Below are 18,844 nucleotides of genomic sequence, written 5' to 3'. Positions count from 1 at the left end.
AGTTTCATTTTACCATGATTTCACTTGATACATTACGATCCTATATCAATATTCCCGATTATTTCCCCAATCATGAAATAAGGGGAATTGCACTGGACAGCCGGAAAGTGCAAAAAGATTTCCTTTTTGCGGCTTTGCCTGGAAATCAGCTTGATGGACAAGCATTCATTCAACAGGCCATTGAAAATGGAGCCAATACGATTCTCTTGACCAATGGGTCAAACATGGATTTGCCGAGCCAGTGCGTTCCCATTTACTGTGATAATCCCCGTCAAGTGATAGCAAAAATAACTTCCTTATTTTACCCGAAGTTACCCCATCATAAAATAGCGGTTACAGGTACAAATGGTAAAACAAGCACCGTCGATTTTGCCAGACAGTTATGGGAACTGGAAAATCTGAAATCCGCTTCAATTGGCACTTTGGGCGTTCTCAATAATGCTGGCTATCATTATACAGGACCAGTATTAACCACACCTGACACTATTATTTTACATGAAATTATGCAAAATCTTGCCAAAAAACATGTAACACATGTTGCCATGGAAGCATCTTCACATGGATTGGCTCAATATCGGCTTGACAATATTGAATTAGAAGCGGCAGCTTTTACAAATCTAACCCGGGACCATCTGGATTACCATCACAGTTTTGAAGCATATTTTCAGGCAAAACAAAGATTATTTACAGATATATTACCATCAAATGCCATTGCCGCATTGAACAGTGATATGAATGCATCCGTTCTTGAAACATTATTAAATATAATAAAAAAAAGAAAACAACAATTGAGACTGGTTGGCATCAAAGGAAATTTTTTGCGTCTAAATCATGTTAAACCCTTACCCCATGGTCAGGAAATAACCTATAAAACAGCTTCAGGAAACCGTGTTACAACAACCCTTTCTTTACTTGGCCGTTATCAGATAGATAATATTCTACTTTCTATGGCACTTATCGCAAAAGATTCTGAACATCTTGAATCCCTTGTTCCTCTACTTCCTAAACTAAAAGGCGTGAAAGGACGCATGGAACAGGCTGCCTTCTTACCAAATGGGGCAACTGTTTATGTTGACTATGCCCATACACCTGATGCATTGACCCATCTTTTACAATCTTTGCGTCCACATGTTCATCATGAGTTATATATTATATTTGGGGCAGGTGGAAACCGTGACAAAGGCAAACGCCCTCTGATGGCTCTTGAGGCAGGGAAATATGCAGACCATGTCATTATTACGGATGATAATCCCCGTCATGAAAATCCCGCACTGATCCGTAATGAAATTAAAAAAGGTTTTCCACGGGCCGTTGAAATCGCTGACAGAGAAGAGGCCATTGCACAAACAGTTAAAAAACTTCAACCTGGCGATATTTTAGTTATTGCTGGTAAGGGGCATGAACAAGGCCAGATTATCGGGAATATTATTCATCCTTTTGATGATGTAAAAATAGTACAGAAATATATGAGATATTTATGACATTCCTTTGGAACGAAACTGATCTTATCCAGGCCACTGGAGGTGCCTTATCCATTCATCAGGCCATACATGGAACGGGTGTCTCCATTGATACCAGAACCTTGCGACCCGGGGATATCTTTATTGCCATTAAAGGTGAAAATAGCGATGGTCACGACTATATTCAACAGGCTCTTGCCAATGGAGCATCTTGTGTCATTGTCACGCATATTCCTTCCCAATTTAACAGTCAATTACCCTTTTTAATTGTCTCGGATACTTTACATGCCCTTACAAAAATGGGGATTTATGCCAGACAGCGTTTTCATGGAAAAGCCATAGCGATCACTGGAAGTGTCGGTAAAACCACAACAAAGGAAATGCTTAAAAACGCTTTGCAGCCTTTTGGAAAAATTCATGCTGCCGAAGGTTCATATAACAACCATCTGGGCGTTCCCCTCACTTTGGCAAGGCTTCCCTCTGATGCCGACTATTGTATCAGTGAAATTGGCATGAACCACAGTGGCGAAATAGCGCCCCTTGCTGCCATGGTTAAACCTGACATAGCAATTATTACTACGGTATCATCCTCCCATCTTGGATTGATGAAAACCCTGGATGCAATTGCCGAGGAAAAAAGCCAGATTATCACCGCTCTGTCAAAAAACGGCATCCTTATTCTGCCTGAAACAGTTTATGATTTCACTTTATTTGAAAAACGAGCAATGCAATATCATGTTCATCTTTACAGAACAGGTTTATCAGAAAAGGCTGATTTTCAAATCCAGTCCATAAATCTTGGTGCAAATTATTCAATCTTCAAATTTAAAACAGTTAATGAAATCTTTTCCGTCTCTCTTGCGTCTCCCGGGCAACATCTCATTCATGATGCCTCCCTTGTACTCGGTGCAGTATTCTCCTTGAAACTCGATTTGCAACAGGCAATTACCGCCCTGCATCAATTTACAGCTGGGTCAGGACGAGGAGAAATCTTACCTTTGATAGATAAAACAGGAATTCTTCTAGATGAAAGCTATAATGCATCAACCCTTTCAATTCAGGCCGCATTAAAAACCCTGACATTATTGAGTCCCAAACGACGTATCGCAGTTTTAGGGGATATATTCGAACTGGATGAATATAGCGAAAAGGAGCATCTCTCCTTGATTCCCAGTATTATACAGAATTCTGATCTTGTTTTTACTTGCGGCTCCTCAATGAAAATTGTATTTGATCAACTTCCCCGACCTATACAAGGGAAATGGTGTAAAAATGCAGAAGAGCTAATCCCTTTCATTCATCAGCAATTGCAAGATCGAGACACTGTTCTGGTGAAAGGAAGTCATGGAATGCATATGGAAAAAATTGTTAGGGCGTTAACTCAAAAAATGAATCAAAGGAAAAATTAATGCTATATGATCTGATTATGCATCATGGGCTGGCCTATGCCTTTTTACTTAATCTTTTTCGTTATATAACATTTCGTGCTGTTGCCGCCTGTTTCACGGCTTTTTTCCTTAGCATTTGGTTGGGTCCCTATATAATAGCCAAACTTCACCAGATTCAGCGTGAAGGTCAGCCCATTCGTGCCCTTGGCCCGGAACGGCATTTGAAAGAAAAAGCAGGAACTCCTACTATGGGAGGAATTTTAATTTTATCCACTTTATTAATTTCAACGCTTTTATGGGCTGACCTGACCAACGGATTTATCTGGATCGTACTATTCGTCACCTTTGGATTTGGCCTGATAGGTTTTTTTGATGATTATAAAAAACTGGCAAAACATAACAGTGATGGATTAAGTAAAAGCACACGTTTGGGCGGGGAATTTTTAATCTCACTGGTTGCAACTTATTTTTTACAACAACTGACCCCTTCAGGAATGGCCAATGATCTAGCGCTTCCTTTTCTTAAAAATGTCCTTATTCCATTAGGCTATTTTTTCCCTCTTTTTGGGATGATTGTCATAAGTGGTTTTGGTAATGCGGTTAATTTCACGGATGGACTTGACGGGCTTGCCATTGTTCCAGTTGTTATCTCCTTTTTTGTTTTTGCGCTGATTGCCTATATTGTCGGAAATAGTGTTTTTGCCGATTATCTACAATTGCATTTTATTCCTAAAACTGGGGAGTTGGCCATATTCTGTGCTGCTGTCATAGGGGCAGGACTAGGATTTTTATGGTTTAACGCCCCTCCGGCTTCTGTTTTTATGGGGGACACAGGCTCTCTTTCATTGGGTGGCGCCATTGGATCTGTTGCCGTTGCCGTCAAACATGAACTGGTCTTGTGTATCGTCGGCGGTTTATTTGTAATTGAAACGCTATCCGTCATTATTCAAGTCGCATGGTATAAAAAAACTAAAACAAGAATCTTTCTCATGGCACCTTTACATCACCATTTTGAAAAAAAAGGATGGGCCGAATCAAAAATTGTCATTCGTTTCTGGATTATTTCCATTATTTTAGGCATTATTGGTTTAGCAACATTGAAACTGCGTTAAAATGGATTTCCCAAAAGATTTATTCAAAAATAATCATTACGCCATTTTAGGGTTAGGTAAAAATGGCATTGCCGCTTCCCAACGTCTCTTGCAAATGGGAGCAACAATACAGGTCTGGGATGATCAACCCAAAGCTCGTCAGCAAATCCCTGAAAAGTTAAAGCCCCATCTTGCACCTTTTAAAAACCTGGAAAATTTCAATGCCTTAATTTTATCTCCTGGTATTCCGCATTTTTTACCAAAACCCCACCCTGTTGCAGAACTTGCCCGGATGAATGCAATTCCAATTCTTTCAGATGCAGAGATTTTATATCAAGCTATCAAAAAATCGGGGTCCCGAGCACGTTTCGTGGCTATAACTGGAACAAATGGTAAATCAACGACCACAGTTTTACTAAACCATATTCTAACAGAAGCTAAAATACCATCTGTAGCAGGAGGTAATCTGGGACCGGCATCCCTATCCCTTCCATATTTGGAGGACGATGGTGTTTACATTCTTGAAATGTCCTCCTATATGCTTGAGCGCTTATCCAGTTTCAAAGCAGATATCGCATGCTTGTTAAATATTACGCCAGATCATATTGAACGGCATGGAGACATGAAAGGATATGTTCAAGCCAAATATCATATTTTTGATCATCAAAATCAACAGGATATGGCAGTTATTGGAATTGAGGATGATTACTGTAAATCTATTGCGAAACGGCTTGTCCAAAATGATATTCCCGTTAAAAAAATATCTGGGAAAAAAGATATCAATGCCGATTTTTGGATTGATCAGCATCTTCTGCAAGACAAGAAAGGCATTATTGCTGATTTAAATCAAGCAAGGCTTCTTCCAGGGCAACACAATGCACAGAATGCTGCGGCTGCAACGGCAATGGCCCTCGCTTTGGGCGTTGCACGGCAACAGATAGCGGAAAGTCTTAATTCTTTTAACGGACTTGCCCATCGACAGCGACCTGTCGCAACCATTGATTCAGTGACTTTTATCAATGATAGTAAAGCCACCAATGCAGATGCAACCTCGAAGGCACTTACCTGCTATAATAAAATCGTATGGATTGCTGGTGGATTGGCCAAGGTTAAAGGAATAGACGATCTTGCCCCCTATTTTTCTAAAATAAAATTCGCTTTATTGATTGGTAAAGATGCACCACTGCTAGCCAAAACCCTGGATAGATATCACGTCCATTACCAGATTGTTCACACACTTGATCAAGCAGTCCCTCTCGCTTTTGCATTTGCCAAACAACATCATATTCATACTGTAATGCTCTCTCCTGCCTGTGCCAGCTTTGACCAGTTTGATAGCTTTGAGGAAAGAGGGAATGTGTTTATTCAACTTGTCAAGCAACTAGAAACATCATTCCGTCAAAACCTGAACGATTAGGAAATTTATCATGTCCAATATTTCCCGTCTCGATAATTCATTACTGGCACGATGGTGGCGAAATATCGATCATTGGATGTTGGGAAGTGTCGGTTTGTTGATCGGGTTTGGCTATATTTTAATGCTGGCTGCCAGCCCTGCCGTTGCACAGAGAATTGGAGCATCACGAGACATGTTTATCTTTAAACAGATCATGTTCCTGAGTATTGCAGCCCTGATTATCATGGTTACCTCAATGCTGTCTGTGGAAGGGATAAAAAGACTTGGAATTATTGGAAGTTTTATTGCCATACTGGCAACCGCCTATACCCTTGTTCATGGTATGGAAATCAAGGGGGCCCGTAGATGGATTGCCTTACCAATGATGTCTGTCCAGCCTTCTGAATTTTTAAAACCCTGCTTTGCGGTTTTAACGGCTTGGTTTTTAACTCGATGGAACAAACGATTTTATATTCCTAATCTTCTCATAACTTTTATTTTTTATGGTGTTATCCTTTTCCTTTTAAAATCTCAACCCGATATCGGCATGCTTGTCGTAATTACCGCTGTTTTGCTAACCCAGCTTTTCGTAAATGGTCTCAACCTGTTTTGGGTATTTTCTGCTTTTGGGGCCATGATTGCCGCTTTTATCGGTGCCTATACCGTTTTTCCACATGTACGTTCTCGTGTTGAACGCTTTCTTCATCCCAATGTTGGTGATCATTATCAGATTGACACCGCTCTGCGTGCGTTTGGAAATGGTGGAATGATGGGACGTGGACCGGGTGAAGGACGCGTGAAAGATCTCTTGCCCGATGCACATGCTGATTTTGTGTTTGCTGTTGCGGGTGAAGAATACGGAATGATTGTTTGCATGATTATTATTTTAATATTCTGTTTCATTGTTGTACGTTCTTTGTTAAAAATGATCAAGGAAGACAATCCTTTCATCATTTTGGCAACAACAGGCATCATTACCGGTTTTGGATTACAAGCTTTTATCAACATGGCCTCTACCCTTCACCTTATTCCAACAAAAGGCATGACCTTACCTTTCATCTCATACGGTGGTTCATCCGCCATGTCTGTTGCATTGGCCATTGGTATGGTGCTTGCTTTGACAAGACACAGGATAGAGCCCCCCAAATTTTCAAAAAATTGTTTCCAGCCATTCAGTAAGAGAAATTTAGTTCAATGAACAAACCTGCTATAGCCATTGCCGCAGGGGGAACAGGTGGTCATTTCTTCCCAGCCAAATCCCTTGCCCTACAGCTCACCAGACGAGATTATCCTGTGTTTTTTATGACGGATAAAAGGATTGAAGATCGAGAATTGGCTTCATGGCGTGACATTCGTCAATTCGTTATTGATAGTGCTGGCATCAACAAAAAAACAATAATGAAAAAAATAGGTAATACCTTTTCCTTGATGAAGGGGATTATCGAGGCAAGAAAGATCCTGGTTCAGAATCACGTTTCTGCAATTGTCGGGTTTGGTGGATATCCTTCCATTCCGCCTCTTTTTGCCACACGATTATTGTCCAAAAAAAATAGACCCATCATCATTCTTCATGAAGGTAACGCAATTATTGGCAAGGCCAATGCCTTTCTTGCACCTTTCGCCACCAAAATAGCGACATCTTTTCCTGTCACGAAAGGGCTTTCCAATTCTGATAAAATAGTAGTGACCGGTCTTCCCGTGCGACCTGATATCACCTCCCTTTATCCATCCGTTTATGAACCTCCTCAAGAAACAATTCATCTATTAATCTGGGGAGGATCTTTAGGAGCAAGAATTTTTGGTGAAATTGTTCCTTACGCTTTGGGAAATCTTTCTCTATCCTTACGTAAAAAACTGCGCATCACGCAACAGGTACGTCAAGAAGATATTGAAACAATAACCCGATATTATCAGAAAAACGAAATAAAAGCAGAGCTATCACCTTTTTTAACGAACATTGGAGATCTTTTGCAAAAAACCCACCTGGTAATTGGCCGATCAGGAGGATCATCCACGGCAGAACTTGCCCTGACTAACCGTCCGGCTATTTTAGTTCCCTATCCCCATGCCGCCAACAAGGAACAGTATTATAATGCCCAAATTCTTGAGAAAGAAGGAGCGGCATGGTTGATTAATCAACCTGATTTTACTGTTGCAAACCTAACGCAATTAATTAATGATTTGTTCAGCCATCCAGAAAAATTGCAAAAAGCTGCCTTATCCCATAAAACTGCCTATCCCAATGCGGCAAAAAATCTGGCTGATTTAATAGAGCGATCTGTTGCAGATCTATCATCCTAACTTCATTTAACAAGAGCATTTTCATGAGATCCCTTCCTCTTTCAATTGGTATCATTCATTTTGTCGGTATTGGTGGTATTGGCATGTCCGGTATTGCTGAAACTCTACATTATCTAGGCTATCATATTCAGGGTTCTGATATTGCGGAAAACGCTAATGTGGAAAGACTGCGTAAATTAGGCATTCCGATCAAAATTGGTCATAGGGCGGAAAACCTTGGAAAAGCTCAAGTTGTCGTTGTCTCTTCTGCCATTAATAAAGACAATCCAGAGGTTATAGAAGCCAGGGCTCATTTTATACCTGTTGTACAAAGAGCGGAAATGCTTGCGGAACTTATGCGGTTACGCTGGTCAATTGCTGTGGGCGGAACTCATGGAAAAACAACAACTACAAGCCTTATCGCAACATTGCTCGAATATGCCAAACTTGATCCAACAGTTATCAATGGCGGAATAATTGAAGCATACGGTACCAATACAAGAATGGGATCTGGAGACTGGATGGTTGTTGAGGCAGATGAAAGTGATGGCTCCTTTCTTCGCCTCCCCGTTGTTATAGCAGTTGTTACCAACATGGATCCAGAACATATGGATCATTGGGGAACAGTCGAGGCCATGGAAGATGCCTATCAGCAATTTGTTTCCCATATCCCCTTTTACGGTTTTGCTGTCTTATGTATTGATCATCCCAGCGTCCAAAAAATGTTACCCCGACTTTCAGACCGTCGTCTCATTACTTATGGTTTTTCCCCACAAGCTGATGTGCGGGCGGAAAAGGTTATTATGGATAAGTTAGGAACAACATTTAACGTTGTCTTTACAGATCGGCAAAAACAGATCAATCGACATCTGGGTCCATTCCGTATTCCAATGCTCGGGCAGCATAATGTACAAAATGCCCTTGCCGCTATTGCCGTAGCCTTGGAAATGGATATCAGTGAAGACAACATTCGTTCTGCCTTTGCCGGTTTCAAGGGAGTGCAACGTCGTTTTACTCGTGTCGGGGAAGTAAACAAAATTACCATTATTGACGATTACGGACATCATCCCGTCGAAATTGCAGCGGTTTTGAAAGCTGCCAGACAGGCAACCACTCATAATGTCATTGCAGTCATTCAACCACACCGTTATTCAAGATTACAAAATTTATTTCCCGAATTCTGCTCCTGCATGAATGATGCCAGCACTGTCATTGTTTCTGATGTCTATCCAGCAGGAGAAACTCCTATTCCAGGTATCAATAAAGAAGCGCTTGTTGAAGGATTGCGAGCGCATGGACATCAATCTGTCGTTGCATTGCCCCAACAGGATCAATTGGCAGAAATGATTAATGCAATTGCCGAACCTGGAGACTTCGTTATCTGTTTGGGAGCAGGTTCCATTACAAATTGGGCCCATGCTTTGCCCGAACAATTAAAAGCCTTACAAAAAAAATGAAATAAAGGATAAAATTAATGTCTACGGGGCTTTTCACCAAAGAAGCAATTTCCGATTTATTACCCGAACTGAGGGGACGCGTAACCTACAATGCCCCGTTGAAAAACAGAAGCTGGTTTCGTGTAGGAGGTAATGCCGAAATCCTTATCAACCCCGCAGACACGGAAGATCTTGCCTATATTCTTAAAACAATGCCCTTGGAGTGGCCTTATTTTACCATAGGGGCCACCTCTAATCTTCTTATTCGTGACGGTGGGCTTCAAGGAATAAGTTTTCAATTGCGCAAGGGATTTCATGAAATTATTCCCGACCGTGAAGGACTTGTTGCAGGTGCAGCTTGTTTGGATATGACAATCGCGGAATATGCCGCCCAGCTTGGTTTAACAGGTATGGAATTCTTGAGTGGTATTCCCGGTAGTATTGGAGGGGCAGTCAAAATGAATGCAGGAGCCCATGGTTCCGATATTGCAACAATTATGGACTGGGCAGAAATACTTACTCGAAACGGAGATTTATTCCGTCTTTCCTCATCTGACCTAAAATTAAGCTATCGTCATTCTGTTTTACCACCCGATGGTATTGTCACTCGTGTAAGATTGCGGGGTACACCCGGCAACAAAGATACCATACACAAAACAATGGACGAAATAAAAGCTCAACGCGAAAATTCACAGCCAATTCATTCAAGAACAGGTGGTTCCACTTTTCGCAACCCCTCACCGAATATTTCCTCTTACAAGGCCTGGGAACTTATCGATATGGTTAAAGGCAGAGGGCTTACCATGGGAGGGGCAAAAGTCAGTGAAAAACATTGTAATTTCTTAATCAATACAGGGGAAGCGACAGCTGGCGATCTTGAAAATTTAGGCGAGGAATTAAGAAAACGGGTTTTCAACGATTTTGGTATTGAACTTGAATGGGAAATAAAACGTATCGGAATACCTTATGCTCAAAGGGAAAATAAGTATGTCAGCTAAACGAGTAACCGTTCTGCGGGGAGGATTATCATCTGAACGAGAAGTCAGTCTGGCCAGTGGTAAGAACATAATCGAAGCATTGAATACGGCAGGCTATGAAGTAACGGATTTAATCGCCAACGATAATTTAAATGAAATTGTCAATTCACTGACCAAAAACCGTCCCGATGTTGTTTTTAATGCTCTGCATGGAAACTTTGGCGAAGATGGAGCCATTCAGGGTGTTTTGGAATGGTTGAATATACCCTATACCCATGGAAATATATGTTCCTCAGCAATCGCAATGAATAAAAAGATTACCCGTATTTTACTTCATGAAGCCGGTCTTCCGGTAGCTAAAGGTAAATCTGTTCCTATCACGCTGTTGGATTCAGGGGATCCCTTTCCTGTTCCATATGTGGTAAAACCCATTCAAGAAGGATCATCTGTAGGTGTTCATATCATTCAATCAAACGATGCCAGTATCCGACAGAAACAACGTGAAAAAATCATAAAGGAATGGATTTTTGGTCAAGAGGCGCTGATTGAACAATTTATTCCAGGAAAAGAACTAACCGTCTGCGTACTTGATGACAAAGCCCTTACCGTAACCGATATATCATCTGGAACACATATTTTTTACGATTATAACGCAAAATATCAAGCTGGACAATCAACCCATACTGTCCCCGCGGTTATACATCCACAAGCTTTTCAGACAGCGTTAGACTATGCGCAAAAAGCTCATAAGATTCTAGGATGTGATTCTGTTTCCCGCACTGATTTTCGGTACGATAATCACAATGAAACACAAGACCAACCTGGTGATTTGTATATTCTGGAAGTAAATACACAACCCGGCATGACCAAAACTTCTCTGCTGCCAGAACAAGCCGCTTTTTGTGGGATAACCTATCCTGAACTATGTTCACATCTTGTGGAAAAAGCAAAATGTCGTACTTAAAAAGGCGACCGAATCATCAGGATGATCGTCCCTCAAAACAAAAAATAGCCTATCGCCGTTTGAAACGGATGCTTCGACCCTTTTTCTTTCTTCTTATCATCCTTGGGCTTTTTATCGGGGGTGGATGGGCCATTTATAAGTTCGCATCGGAACAGGAATTTTCACTTTTCAGAACAAAAACAGCCAAACTTGTTCCGATGAAACTGGCTCATATCATTATTGATGGCTGTAAACTGACCACTGAATATGAAATAAAACAGGCCCTTGGTATCAACATTGGTGATCCGATCCTTAATTTTTCCATCAAAGATGCGCAAAAACGCCTAAATGGCCTAACTTTTGTCAATTATGCCGTTATCAAACGTCAATTACCGGATACTTTAATTATCCACATTATTGAACGCAGTCCCTTTGCCGTTTGGCAAAACCAAGGAAAATTCAAACTTATTGATAAAAAAGGAAACATTGTCAACGATCAGGGAATGAATGGAAAAGATGGACAGGCTTTTTTAAAACTTCCCTTGGTTGTCGGTATTGGTGCAAATACAACAGCTTCCGATTTGATCGACATTTTATCTGTTTATCCAGATATCAAAAATCGTATGGTGGCAGCCGTAAGAATCGGAAATAGACGCTGGAACCTAAATTTGAAGAATGGTACAATCATTTTACTTCCTGAAAATCAGGAAATTGCTGCCATTCAACGACTGATTCAATATGAAAAACAGTTCCAGTTACTGGATCGTCCCCTGAAACATATTGATTTGCGTCTTCCCGACCGTTTAATCATACTAAAAGATAAAGAACCGACACCATCCAATCCTGAAAATGATAATTCGGAACCCTCTAATGACAATGACGAAAAAACACCTTGATCAAATCTTTTCTGGTATAATGTAATTCTTGAGGAAATGGTTAAGTGCATGAAACAACTGAATTATAAAACAAGTCAAGGAAATTCCCCCAATCATGCAAAGCAGACCATAGCTATTGCCCGATCCAGGCAATTAGTAAAAAGTAATATATTTCCCCCTGATGACTTACCCGCGCAAAAACAATTTTTACCCGGTGTTTTCGGTGTATTGGATATTGGCAGTACAAAAATCACCTGTCTAATTGGACAGGGTAAATCCAACGGAAAACTTAAAGTTCTTGGATATGGATGGAGACGCTCTCATGGCGTAAAACAAGGTGGTATCATTAATCTTAAAAGTGCTGAACGTGCAATCCGTTCAGCCGTTGGACAGGCAGAAGAGGCAGCCGAGCGTCGGTTAAATAAAATTTATGTAAATCTTTCTGGCGGTAAACCTGACAGCCAGCTTTACAATATCGAATGGCCAATTGGCGGAAGAGAAATCACCAATCATGACATATACCGGTTGGTTAACGAAGGAATTTTGAGAGCCCAAGTTGAAGGTCGTGAAATTATTCATGCCTTGCCTCTAAGTTTTAATGTTGATGAGACCGCTGGGGTTGAAGATCCCAGAGGACATCAATGTGAAATACTGAGTACAACATTACATATCATCAGCACTTCCGCCACATCCCTTAAAAATCTGGCAACCGTCTTAATGCGTTCTGAATTGGAAATTGAAAGCATCATATCCACCCCTCTAGCTGCTGGACTGGCAGTAATGGCACCAGACGAAAGGGATTTAGGCGCCACTATTGTGGATATGGGTGGCGGAACAACCTCTATTGGCATTTTCGGCGACAATCAACTTCTCTACACTTCACAAATTCCGATTGGTGGATCCCATATCACCAGGGATATAGCAGGTATTCTTTCAACCTCAATTGATACAGCGGAATGGCTTAAAACTAAATATGGCAGTGCTGAATATTCCTATAACGACGAATATCAGCAATTGCCCATTCAAATGATCGGTGACGATGATTACGAAATCATGACAAAAATTCCGCTATCAAGAGTTATTTCTATTATCAGGCCACGGATAGAAGAAACACTTGAATTGATTCGAGACCGCCTGGATAATTCAAATATTGGCAAAGCAGCAAATGGCAGGGTTGTATTAACGGGAGGAGGTTCATTACTTGAAGGACTCGGCCCCTTAGCAGCCCGTATCCTGAACCGTCAAATCCGCTTGGGAAAACCCAACAATATTATAGGCTTACCTAATGATAGTACAACCTCGGCTGCCTTTTCTACTGCTGCCGGTTTACTCTGCTGGGCGGCTGGCGAGGGAAGAACCCTTGCGGATCTCGATTTCTCGAATAAAAAAAACAATGGTTTCCTTAAAAAAATGATTGAGTTTATAAGGATACACATATAAATATTTTCTTTGTATAATAGTAACTTTCCATTGTAACCTTACACATAGTTTACGAAATATCGGTTCGAGGACATTCATGACACTCAATTTAACGATTCCACAGCCCGCTTATGAAGATTTCACCCCTCGTATTACTGTTATTGGTGTTGGTGGAGGAGGAACCAACGCTGTGGATAACATGATTTTATTGCATTTGAAAGGCGTAGAATTTGTTGTTGCCAATACCGATGCGCAACAATTGATGAACAGTCATGCTGATAATCGTATTCAATTAGGTCCCCATCTAACCCAAGGGCTGGGAGCTGGTGCAAAACCGGATATTGGTCGCGCGGCTGCAGAGGAAGCCGCTGATGAAATAGCCCGGCATCTTGACAATATTCACATGGTTTTTATCACTGCTGGGATGGGTGGTGGAACAGGAACCGGTGCCGCACCAGTCATTGCAAGAATGGCACGTGAACGTGGAATTCTGACCGTCGGAGTTGTCACTAAACCCTTTACCTTTGAAGGAATTCGCAGGGCTCGATTGGCGGAAGCTGGCATTGCCGAACTTCAACAATTTGTTGATACGCTGATCGTAATCCCAAACCAAAACCTCTTCCGTACAGCAACTGAAAATACAACATGGAAAGATGCCTTCAAAATGGCGGATGAAGTGTTGTATATGGGGGTTAAAGGGGTGACAGATCTTATGATGTCGCCTGGACTTGTCAATCTTGATTTTGCCGATATCAGAACAGTCATGGCTGAAATGGGTAAGGCTATGATGGGAACAGGAGAGGTGGAAGGTGAAAATCGGGCTATCCGTGCAGCAGAGGAAGCCATTTCCAATCCATTGCTTGAAGATACGTCTATGGCTGGGGCAAAAGGATTGTTGATTAACATTACGGGCGGTGATGATCTGACTCTGTTTGAAGTCGATCAGGCAGCCAACCGCATTCGTGAAGAAGTTGCCGAAGATGCCAATATTATTTTTGGGTCCGCCATTGATGAGAACCTGACAGGAAAAATTCGTGTATCAGTGGTAGCAACCGGCATAGACAGCCCGGTGCAATATGAAAAGCAATCTCAAACTGTACAACAAGAGCAGCAGATATCTTCAAACGATACCGCACAATCAAAAGATTCAGATAACGCACAAACAGATACACCTTCTGAAAATAATCAGACACAGTTTGATACAGAAAAAAAATCGGATGAATCTTCTTTAAATGTATCATCTGAGGCCAAGGCATCATTTGATCAATCGAAAGAAAAGAATCAAACAAATTTTTCTAATGATCCAACCCCTCCCTCCCCTGATTCTGTCCCAGAACGTGTGTCAAAAACATCACCACGTTCAGGTTTATTTTCAGATTCACGTCATCAGGAACCCGAAACTAACACTGCTCCCTCACGCAGTCTTTTTGGTATTGTTACCGGTGCCTTACGAGGAAGAAGCAATAATGGTTCACCTTCCTATCATCAAAAAAAGAATGAACCCTCTGTCTCCAATAGTGAGAATTCCAACAAAAATGACCAGAAAAGTCAATCTTCAGCTGAAGAGGCAAGCCTAGATATACCAGCTTTTCTTCGTAGAAAATCAAGATAATATTATTTATTAGAGGCTTCAAAAGTTTTGAAGCCTCTAATAAAATATTAAATGCGTAACACTATGCAATAATCTTTGACTAGTATTCCCTTACTAAAAATTATAATGAAATTCATGTGAGTTATTAAATCTTGGTAATTATTTAGAGGAAAAAACTATGAATTATCCGCAGGTTCTACCCGCTTCAAAAAAGGTAAACATCGCATATAATTCATTGCTATCTTCCAAATTTACAAATGATATAAACTTATCCTTGCAATATACCCTTGCCTCTCCTGTTAATTTCTCAGGAATGGGATTGCACACAGGCAAGTTGGTTCATGTAAAATTGATTCCAGCCCCAGTAGGAACAGGAATTGTATTTTTTAGAACAGATCTTGATGACACACCAATTCCAGCCCATTATAATAACGTTATTGATACAAGTTTTAGCACGGTTATTGCTTCTCCGAATAACCCAAATATCAGAATAGGAACGGTTGAACATATTATGTCTGCGCTGGCAGGCTATCAAATTAACAATCTTTTTATCGAATGCAATGGGCCTGAAATGCCCGTTTTGGATGGATCTGCCGCCAAATTCACCACGCTTTTACATAAGGCTGGCCGACAATCTCTTTATGCAGACAAACCCGCCATACAAATTATGAAACCTGTTCGGGTAGAATATAACGACGCTTTTGCTGAATTTCATCCATCATCCGAAAATCAACTATCATTGTCATTAACGATTGATTTTCCAAATTCTCTAATTGGGAAACAAACCTTTGACATGGACCTAACCCCTCAGAATTTTCAAAGAGAAATAGCCTTCTGCAGAACATTCACCTTTAAAAAAGAAATAGATACACTTCATAAAATGGGTTTGGCAAAAGGGGGTAGCCTACAAAATGCCATTGTTGTTGATGACAAAAAAATTCTAAATCCGGAAGGATTATATTGTCCAAATGAGTTTGTCAAACATAAAATGCTTGATGCCATAGGCGATTTATCTTTGGCAGGCCACCGACTGTATGGAAAATTTATTGGATTTAAATCAGGACATAAACTAAACAATATGTTACTTCACGCCTTGATGAAACAAACAGATACATGGCGCTTTCAATTTTCTCATAAATTTTCAGGCAGGGTTTACCATGATTCCCAGGTCATTTCCCTAGACAGATATCCTCTCAGACAAGAAACATAAAAACCTCACCTGCAAAACAAAATTTAATTTTACTAAATTAAAATCTTCCTCTTTCTTTCTTCCATGTTATAAAAGAAACATTATTTTTATTTTGTGCCATTTTATAGAATAGAAAGTCGTTAAAACTGTGGATACAGTGAATCAAAAACGTTATTTTTATCCAATACGACATTTTTTCCCATTATTACTTGCGACGAGTCTTGTTGCATGTGGTGGCGGTCATAAAGATCAAAAAAAGTTGAATGATAATTCAGCAGCAACATATCAGGAAAATACTCCTGAACAACTGTACAACAACGGTATAGATGGCATCAAGATTAGGAAATACAAATTAGCCACTAAACAATTCGAGTTATTACAGGAGAATTTTCCTTATTCAGGCTATACCCCTAATGCCCAACTAATGGAAGGATATGCTTATTATCTGCAAAATAAGTATCCGGAAGCGGTAAAACAATTGGAAACCTATTTACAGCTTCATCCAAATAGCCCAGATGCACCCTATGCCTTTTATCTTCGCGCCTTATGTTATTACGAACGCATTTCAGATGTCACAAGAGATCAGCAAGGCACAATGGAAGCGCTTAGTGCCTTGAATGATGTAGTAAGCCGTTTCCCCGGGACCTCCTATGCCCGTGATGCACAGCTCAAGATTGACTTATGCCGTGACCATCTCGCCGGTAAAGAAATGCTCATCGGACGCTTTTATGAACAGCAAAAAAACTATGAGGCCGCTGTTACCCGTTATCAACGGGTTATTTTAGACTATCAAACGACCAACCATGTAGCAGAAGCATTACATCGTCTCGTTGAAGTCTCCTTAAAATTGGGACTTACAGATCAAGCCCGTAAGACAGCGTCTGTATTGGGATATAACTATCCCAACAGTCACTGGTATCGCTATACATATAATGATTTAAGAAAATATCACCTTGTTTCAGAACAAACAGCCAAACCAACCAGTAAAAAACCTGGATTCTTCAAACGAATGTGGTATTCGCTCACTTCTATTTTTTAATAAAACATCCCTGTTTTATATACTGAAGCCCCAATGTTAATACAACTCTCTATACGTAATGTTGTTTTAATTGAAAAGCTGGATTTAACCTTCGATCAGGGACTTACGGTTTTTACTGGAGAAACAGGGGCAGGCAAATCTATTTTACTAGATAGCCTTGCCTTAACATTAGGTGAAAGAGCAAGCTCTTCCTTGATCAGGACTGGATCAAATCAGGCTTCGGTCACAGCTTGTTTTGAAATCGAGAAAACGCATCCTGTCTATCAGCAATTACAATTACAAGGTTATGAAATTCCGGAAATAACCGATCAGCCATTGGTCATTCGTCGTACTATTTCACAGGATGGACGTTCACGCGCCTATATTAATGATCAGCTTATCAGTCTTAATTTTTTACGAGAAATTGGTCAACTACTTATCGAGATACAGGGACAGCACTCGCAGATTGGTCTAATGGATATGCGAAATCATCTTTATCTTCTCGATAATTTTGGCACTCCACTAAACTTATTGAATGAAACTCGCAAAACCTATTATCAATGGACTGAAACAACAGCCAAACTTGCCGCTCTTAAAAAAAATCTTGAAGAAACATTACATGAAGAAAAATGGTTACGAGAATCAGTTGAGGAATTAAAAAATCTTTCTCCACAAGCTGAAGAGGAACAAGAGCTTGTTCATAAAAGACGATCATTACAACAAAATGAAAGACATCTGGAATTACTGGTTTCTGCTCTTAATCAGCTTGCTCCCCAGGACCGTAAAAATAACCAGCCTTCCCAAGTCTTGCTAAATGCAAGCAAAACTCTTCAACGTCTCTTATCCAATTCTGAAAACACTTCATTTTCCGAATCTAATAAATCCATTCAAGCAGCATTGGAAGCGATCACTCAAGCAGAAGAATCTTTAGCGGAAGCGGAAACAACACTTTCACAGCTTGTAAACACGATTGAAATTGATCCTCAACAAATTGATGAAATAGAGGAACGATTATTCTCCCTACGCGGCGCAAGCCGAAAATATGGCGTGACTATTGATGAATTGTCCCATCTGCTTCAAGAATTTGAAATAAAACTTAATCAACTAGATATTGGAACAACACAAATCAAGACCCTCGAAATAGAAGTTAATCAACACCGCCTTAAATTTGAGGAAGCCGCCGAAGCACTATCACAACATAGACAGAAAATTTCCAAAAAGTTGGAACAAGCTGTTACTGCCGAATTAAAACCCTTAAAACTGGAATGCGCAAAATTCCTCGTATCTTTGAAGCCACTTAACAGAGACGCATGGAATCAAAACGGTAAGGAACAAATCGAGTTTTTGATTGCAGCCAATCCCGGTGTCCCTCCTGCCCCTTTGAACAAGTCCGCTTCCGGCGGGGAACTATCCAGACTTTTATTGGCTTTAAAGGTTGTTTTAAGCCAAAAGTCTACCTTATCAGCGCTGATTTTTGATGAAATTGATTCCGGTGTTGGTGGGGCGACCGCTTCGGCAATCGGTGAAAAATTACATCATGTAGCTCAAACTATGCAGGTATTTGCAGTCACACACAGCCCTCAGGTTGCCGCCAGTGGAGATACGCAATTTCAAATTAGCAAATTAATTAAAAATGGCGTAACCTATACCACAACAAAATGCCTGAATTCAAACGAGCGTAAAGAGGAAATCGCCCGTATGCTTGCTGGAAACCAGATTACTGACGCTGCCCGTTCCGCCGCAGATAGCTTACTAAATAAATAATAATAAAAAATTAAGTA

Annotated in this window: 15 protein-coding genes; all 15 read left to right on the top strand. The window is 40.5% G+C overall.

Features of this window, described 5'->3' with window-relative positions; genetic code table 11:
* The first annotated feature begins 14 nt into the window (after positions 1–14).
* The 15 genes from H3T57_RS00645 (at position 15) to recN (ending at position 18,827) form a co-directional block, all read left to right on the top strand.
* On the top strand, positions 15–1,481 hold the full coding sequence (locus H3T57_RS00645) for a UDP-N-acetylmuramoyl-L-alanyl-D-glutamate--2,6-diaminopimelate ligase (protein ID WP_198192606.1): 1,467 nt from the start codon (positions 15–17) through the stop codon (positions 1,479–1,481).
* On the top strand, positions 1,478–2,869 hold the full coding sequence (gene murF / locus H3T57_RS00640) for a UDP-N-acetylmuramoyl-tripeptide--D-alanyl-D-alanine ligase (protein ID WP_198192603.1): 1,392 nt from the start codon (positions 1,478–1,480) through the stop codon (positions 2,867–2,869). Before H3T57_RS00645 ends, murF begins: the two co-directional genes overlap by 4 nt.
* Positions 2,869–3,960, top strand: a complete 1,092-nt coding sequence (gene mraY / locus H3T57_RS00635; protein WP_198192601.1) for a phospho-N-acetylmuramoyl-pentapeptide-transferase — start codon at positions 2,869–2,871, stop codon at positions 3,958–3,960. Before murF ends, mraY begins: the two co-directional genes overlap by 1 nt.
* Position 3,961: 1 nt before the next feature.
* Positions 3,962–5,356, top strand: a complete 1,395-nt coding sequence (gene murD / locus H3T57_RS00630) for a UDP-N-acetylmuramoyl-L-alanine--D-glutamate ligase (RefSeq protein WP_198192599.1) — start codon at positions 3,962–3,964, stop codon at positions 5,354–5,356.
* Between the two features lie 10 nt (positions 5,357–5,366).
* Positions 5,367–6,533: an FtsW/RodA/SpoVE family cell cycle protein gene (locus H3T57_RS00625; protein ID WP_198192597.1), complete on the top strand. Its 1,167-nt coding sequence runs from the start codon at positions 5,367–5,369 to the stop codon at positions 6,531–6,533.
* On the top strand, positions 6,530–7,636 hold the full coding sequence (gene murG, locus H3T57_RS00620; protein WP_198192595.1) for an undecaprenyldiphospho-muramoylpentapeptide beta-N-acetylglucosaminyltransferase: 1,107 nt from the start codon (positions 6,530–6,532) through the stop codon (positions 7,634–7,636). Before H3T57_RS00625 ends, murG begins: the two co-directional genes overlap by 4 nt.
* A gap of 23 nt (positions 7,637–7,659) precedes the next feature.
* Positions 7,660–9,072, top strand: coding sequence for a UDP-N-acetylmuramate--L-alanine ligase (gene murC, locus H3T57_RS00615; RefSeq protein ID WP_198192587.1), 1,413 nt, complete (start codon positions 7,660–7,662; stop codon positions 9,070–9,072).
* A gap of 17 nt (positions 9,073–9,089) precedes the next feature.
* Positions 9,090–10,049: a UDP-N-acetylmuramate dehydrogenase gene (gene murB, locus H3T57_RS00610; protein WP_155569544.1), complete on the top strand. Its 960-nt coding sequence runs from the start codon at positions 9,090–9,092 to the stop codon at positions 10,047–10,049.
* Positions 10,039–10,992, top strand: coding sequence for a D-alanine--D-alanine ligase (locus tag H3T57_RS00605; RefSeq protein ID WP_155569545.1), 954 nt, complete (start codon positions 10,039–10,041; stop codon positions 10,990–10,992). Before murB ends, H3T57_RS00605 begins: the two co-directional genes overlap by 11 nt.
* Positions 10,980–11,867 (top strand): cell division protein FtsQ/DivIB, encoded by an 888-nt coding sequence (locus tag H3T57_RS00600; RefSeq protein ID WP_198192585.1) that lies wholly within the window; start codon positions 10,980–10,982, stop codon positions 11,865–11,867. Before H3T57_RS00605 ends, H3T57_RS00600 begins: the two co-directional genes overlap by 13 nt.
* A 48-nt stretch (positions 11,868–11,915) precedes the next feature.
* Positions 11,916–13,286: a cell division protein FtsA gene (gene ftsA / locus H3T57_RS00595; RefSeq protein ID WP_198192578.1), complete on the top strand. Its 1,371-nt coding sequence runs from the start codon at positions 11,916–11,918 to the stop codon at positions 13,284–13,286.
* A 76-nt stretch (positions 13,287–13,362) separates the two neighbouring features.
* Entirely contained in the window at positions 13,363–14,877 is a 1,515-nt protein-coding gene (gene ftsZ / locus H3T57_RS00590) for a cell division protein FtsZ (RefSeq protein WP_155569546.1), read from the top strand.
* A 157-nt stretch (positions 14,878–15,034) separates the two neighbouring features.
* Positions 15,035–16,066 carry a UDP-3-O-acyl-N-acetylglucosamine deacetylase gene (lpxC, locus tag H3T57_RS00585; protein WP_198192577.1) on the top strand — a complete coding sequence of 344 codons (1,032 nt, stop codon included), beginning with the start codon at positions 15,035–15,037 and terminating at the stop codon, positions 16,064–16,066.
* A 127-nt stretch (positions 16,067–16,193) separates the two neighbouring features.
* A complete protein-coding gene (locus H3T57_RS00580) occupies positions 16,194–17,084 on the top strand; it encodes an outer membrane protein assembly factor BamD (RefSeq protein WP_110438476.1) in 891 nt (296 codons plus the stop codon).
* Positions 17,085–17,117: 33 nt separating this feature from the next.
* The gene (recN, locus tag H3T57_RS00575; RefSeq protein ID WP_198192576.1) at positions 17,118–18,827 is read left to right on the top strand and encodes a DNA repair protein RecN; all 1,710 of its coding nucleotides are present in this window, start codon (positions 17,118–17,120) and stop codon (positions 18,825–18,827) included.
* Positions 18,828–18,844 lie beyond the last annotated feature (17 nt).

It is taken from the genome of Commensalibacter sp. W6292M3, from assembly GCF_016101315.1.
Lineage (GTDB): Bacteria > Pseudomonadota > Alphaproteobacteria > Acetobacterales > Acetobacteraceae > Commensalibacter > Commensalibacter melissae.
This window is presented reverse-complemented; position numbering and strand designations above follow the sequence as displayed.

Excerpts from the sequence above, each read along its gene's own strand:
- ftsZ (WP_155569546.1), top strand. The coding sequence starts at position 13,363 with ATGACACTCAATTTAACGATTCCACAGCCCGCTTATGAAGATTTCACC.
- H3T57_RS00600 (WP_198192585.1), top strand. The coding sequence starts at position 10,980 with ATGTCGTACTTAAAAAGGCGACCGAATCATCAGGATGATCGTCCCTCA.
- mraY (WP_198192601.1), top strand. The coding sequence starts at position 2,869 with ATGCTATATGATCTGATTATGCATCATGGGCTGGCCTATGCCTTTTTA.
- H3T57_RS00605 (WP_155569545.1), top strand. The coding sequence starts at position 10,039 with ATGTCAGCTAAACGAGTAACCGTTCTGCGGGGAGGATTATCATCTGAA.
- murF (WP_198192603.1), top strand. The coding sequence starts at position 1,478 with ATGACATTCCTTTGGAACGAAACTGATCTTATCCAGGCCACTGGAGGT.
- lpxC (WP_198192577.1), top strand. The coding sequence starts at position 15,035 with ATGAATTATCCGCAGGTTCTACCCGCTTCAAAAAAGGTAAACATCGCA.
- murC (WP_198192587.1), top strand. The coding sequence starts at position 7,660 with ATGAGATCCCTTCCTCTTTCAATTGGTATCATTCATTTTGTCGGTATT.
- recN (WP_198192576.1), top strand. The coding sequence starts at position 17,118 with ATGTTAATACAACTCTCTATACGTAATGTTGTTTTAATTGAAAAGCTG.
- ftsA (WP_198192578.1), top strand. The coding sequence starts at position 11,916 with ATGAAACAACTGAATTATAAAACAAGTCAAGGAAATTCCCCCAATCAT.
- H3T57_RS00625 (WP_198192597.1), top strand. The coding sequence starts at position 5,367 with ATGTCCAATATTTCCCGTCTCGATAATTCATTACTGGCACGATGGTGG.
- murG (WP_198192595.1), top strand. The coding sequence starts at position 6,530 with ATGAACAAACCTGCTATAGCCATTGCCGCAGGGGGAACAGGTGGTCAT.
- murD (WP_198192599.1), top strand. The coding sequence starts at position 3,962 with ATGGATTTCCCAAAAGATTTATTCAAAAATAATCATTACGCCATTTTA.
- murB (WP_155569544.1), top strand. The coding sequence starts at position 9,090 with ATGTCTACGGGGCTTTTCACCAAAGAAGCAATTTCCGATTTATTACCC.
- H3T57_RS00645 (WP_198192606.1), top strand. The coding sequence starts at position 15 with ATGATTTCACTTGATACATTACGATCCTATATCAATATTCCCGATTAT.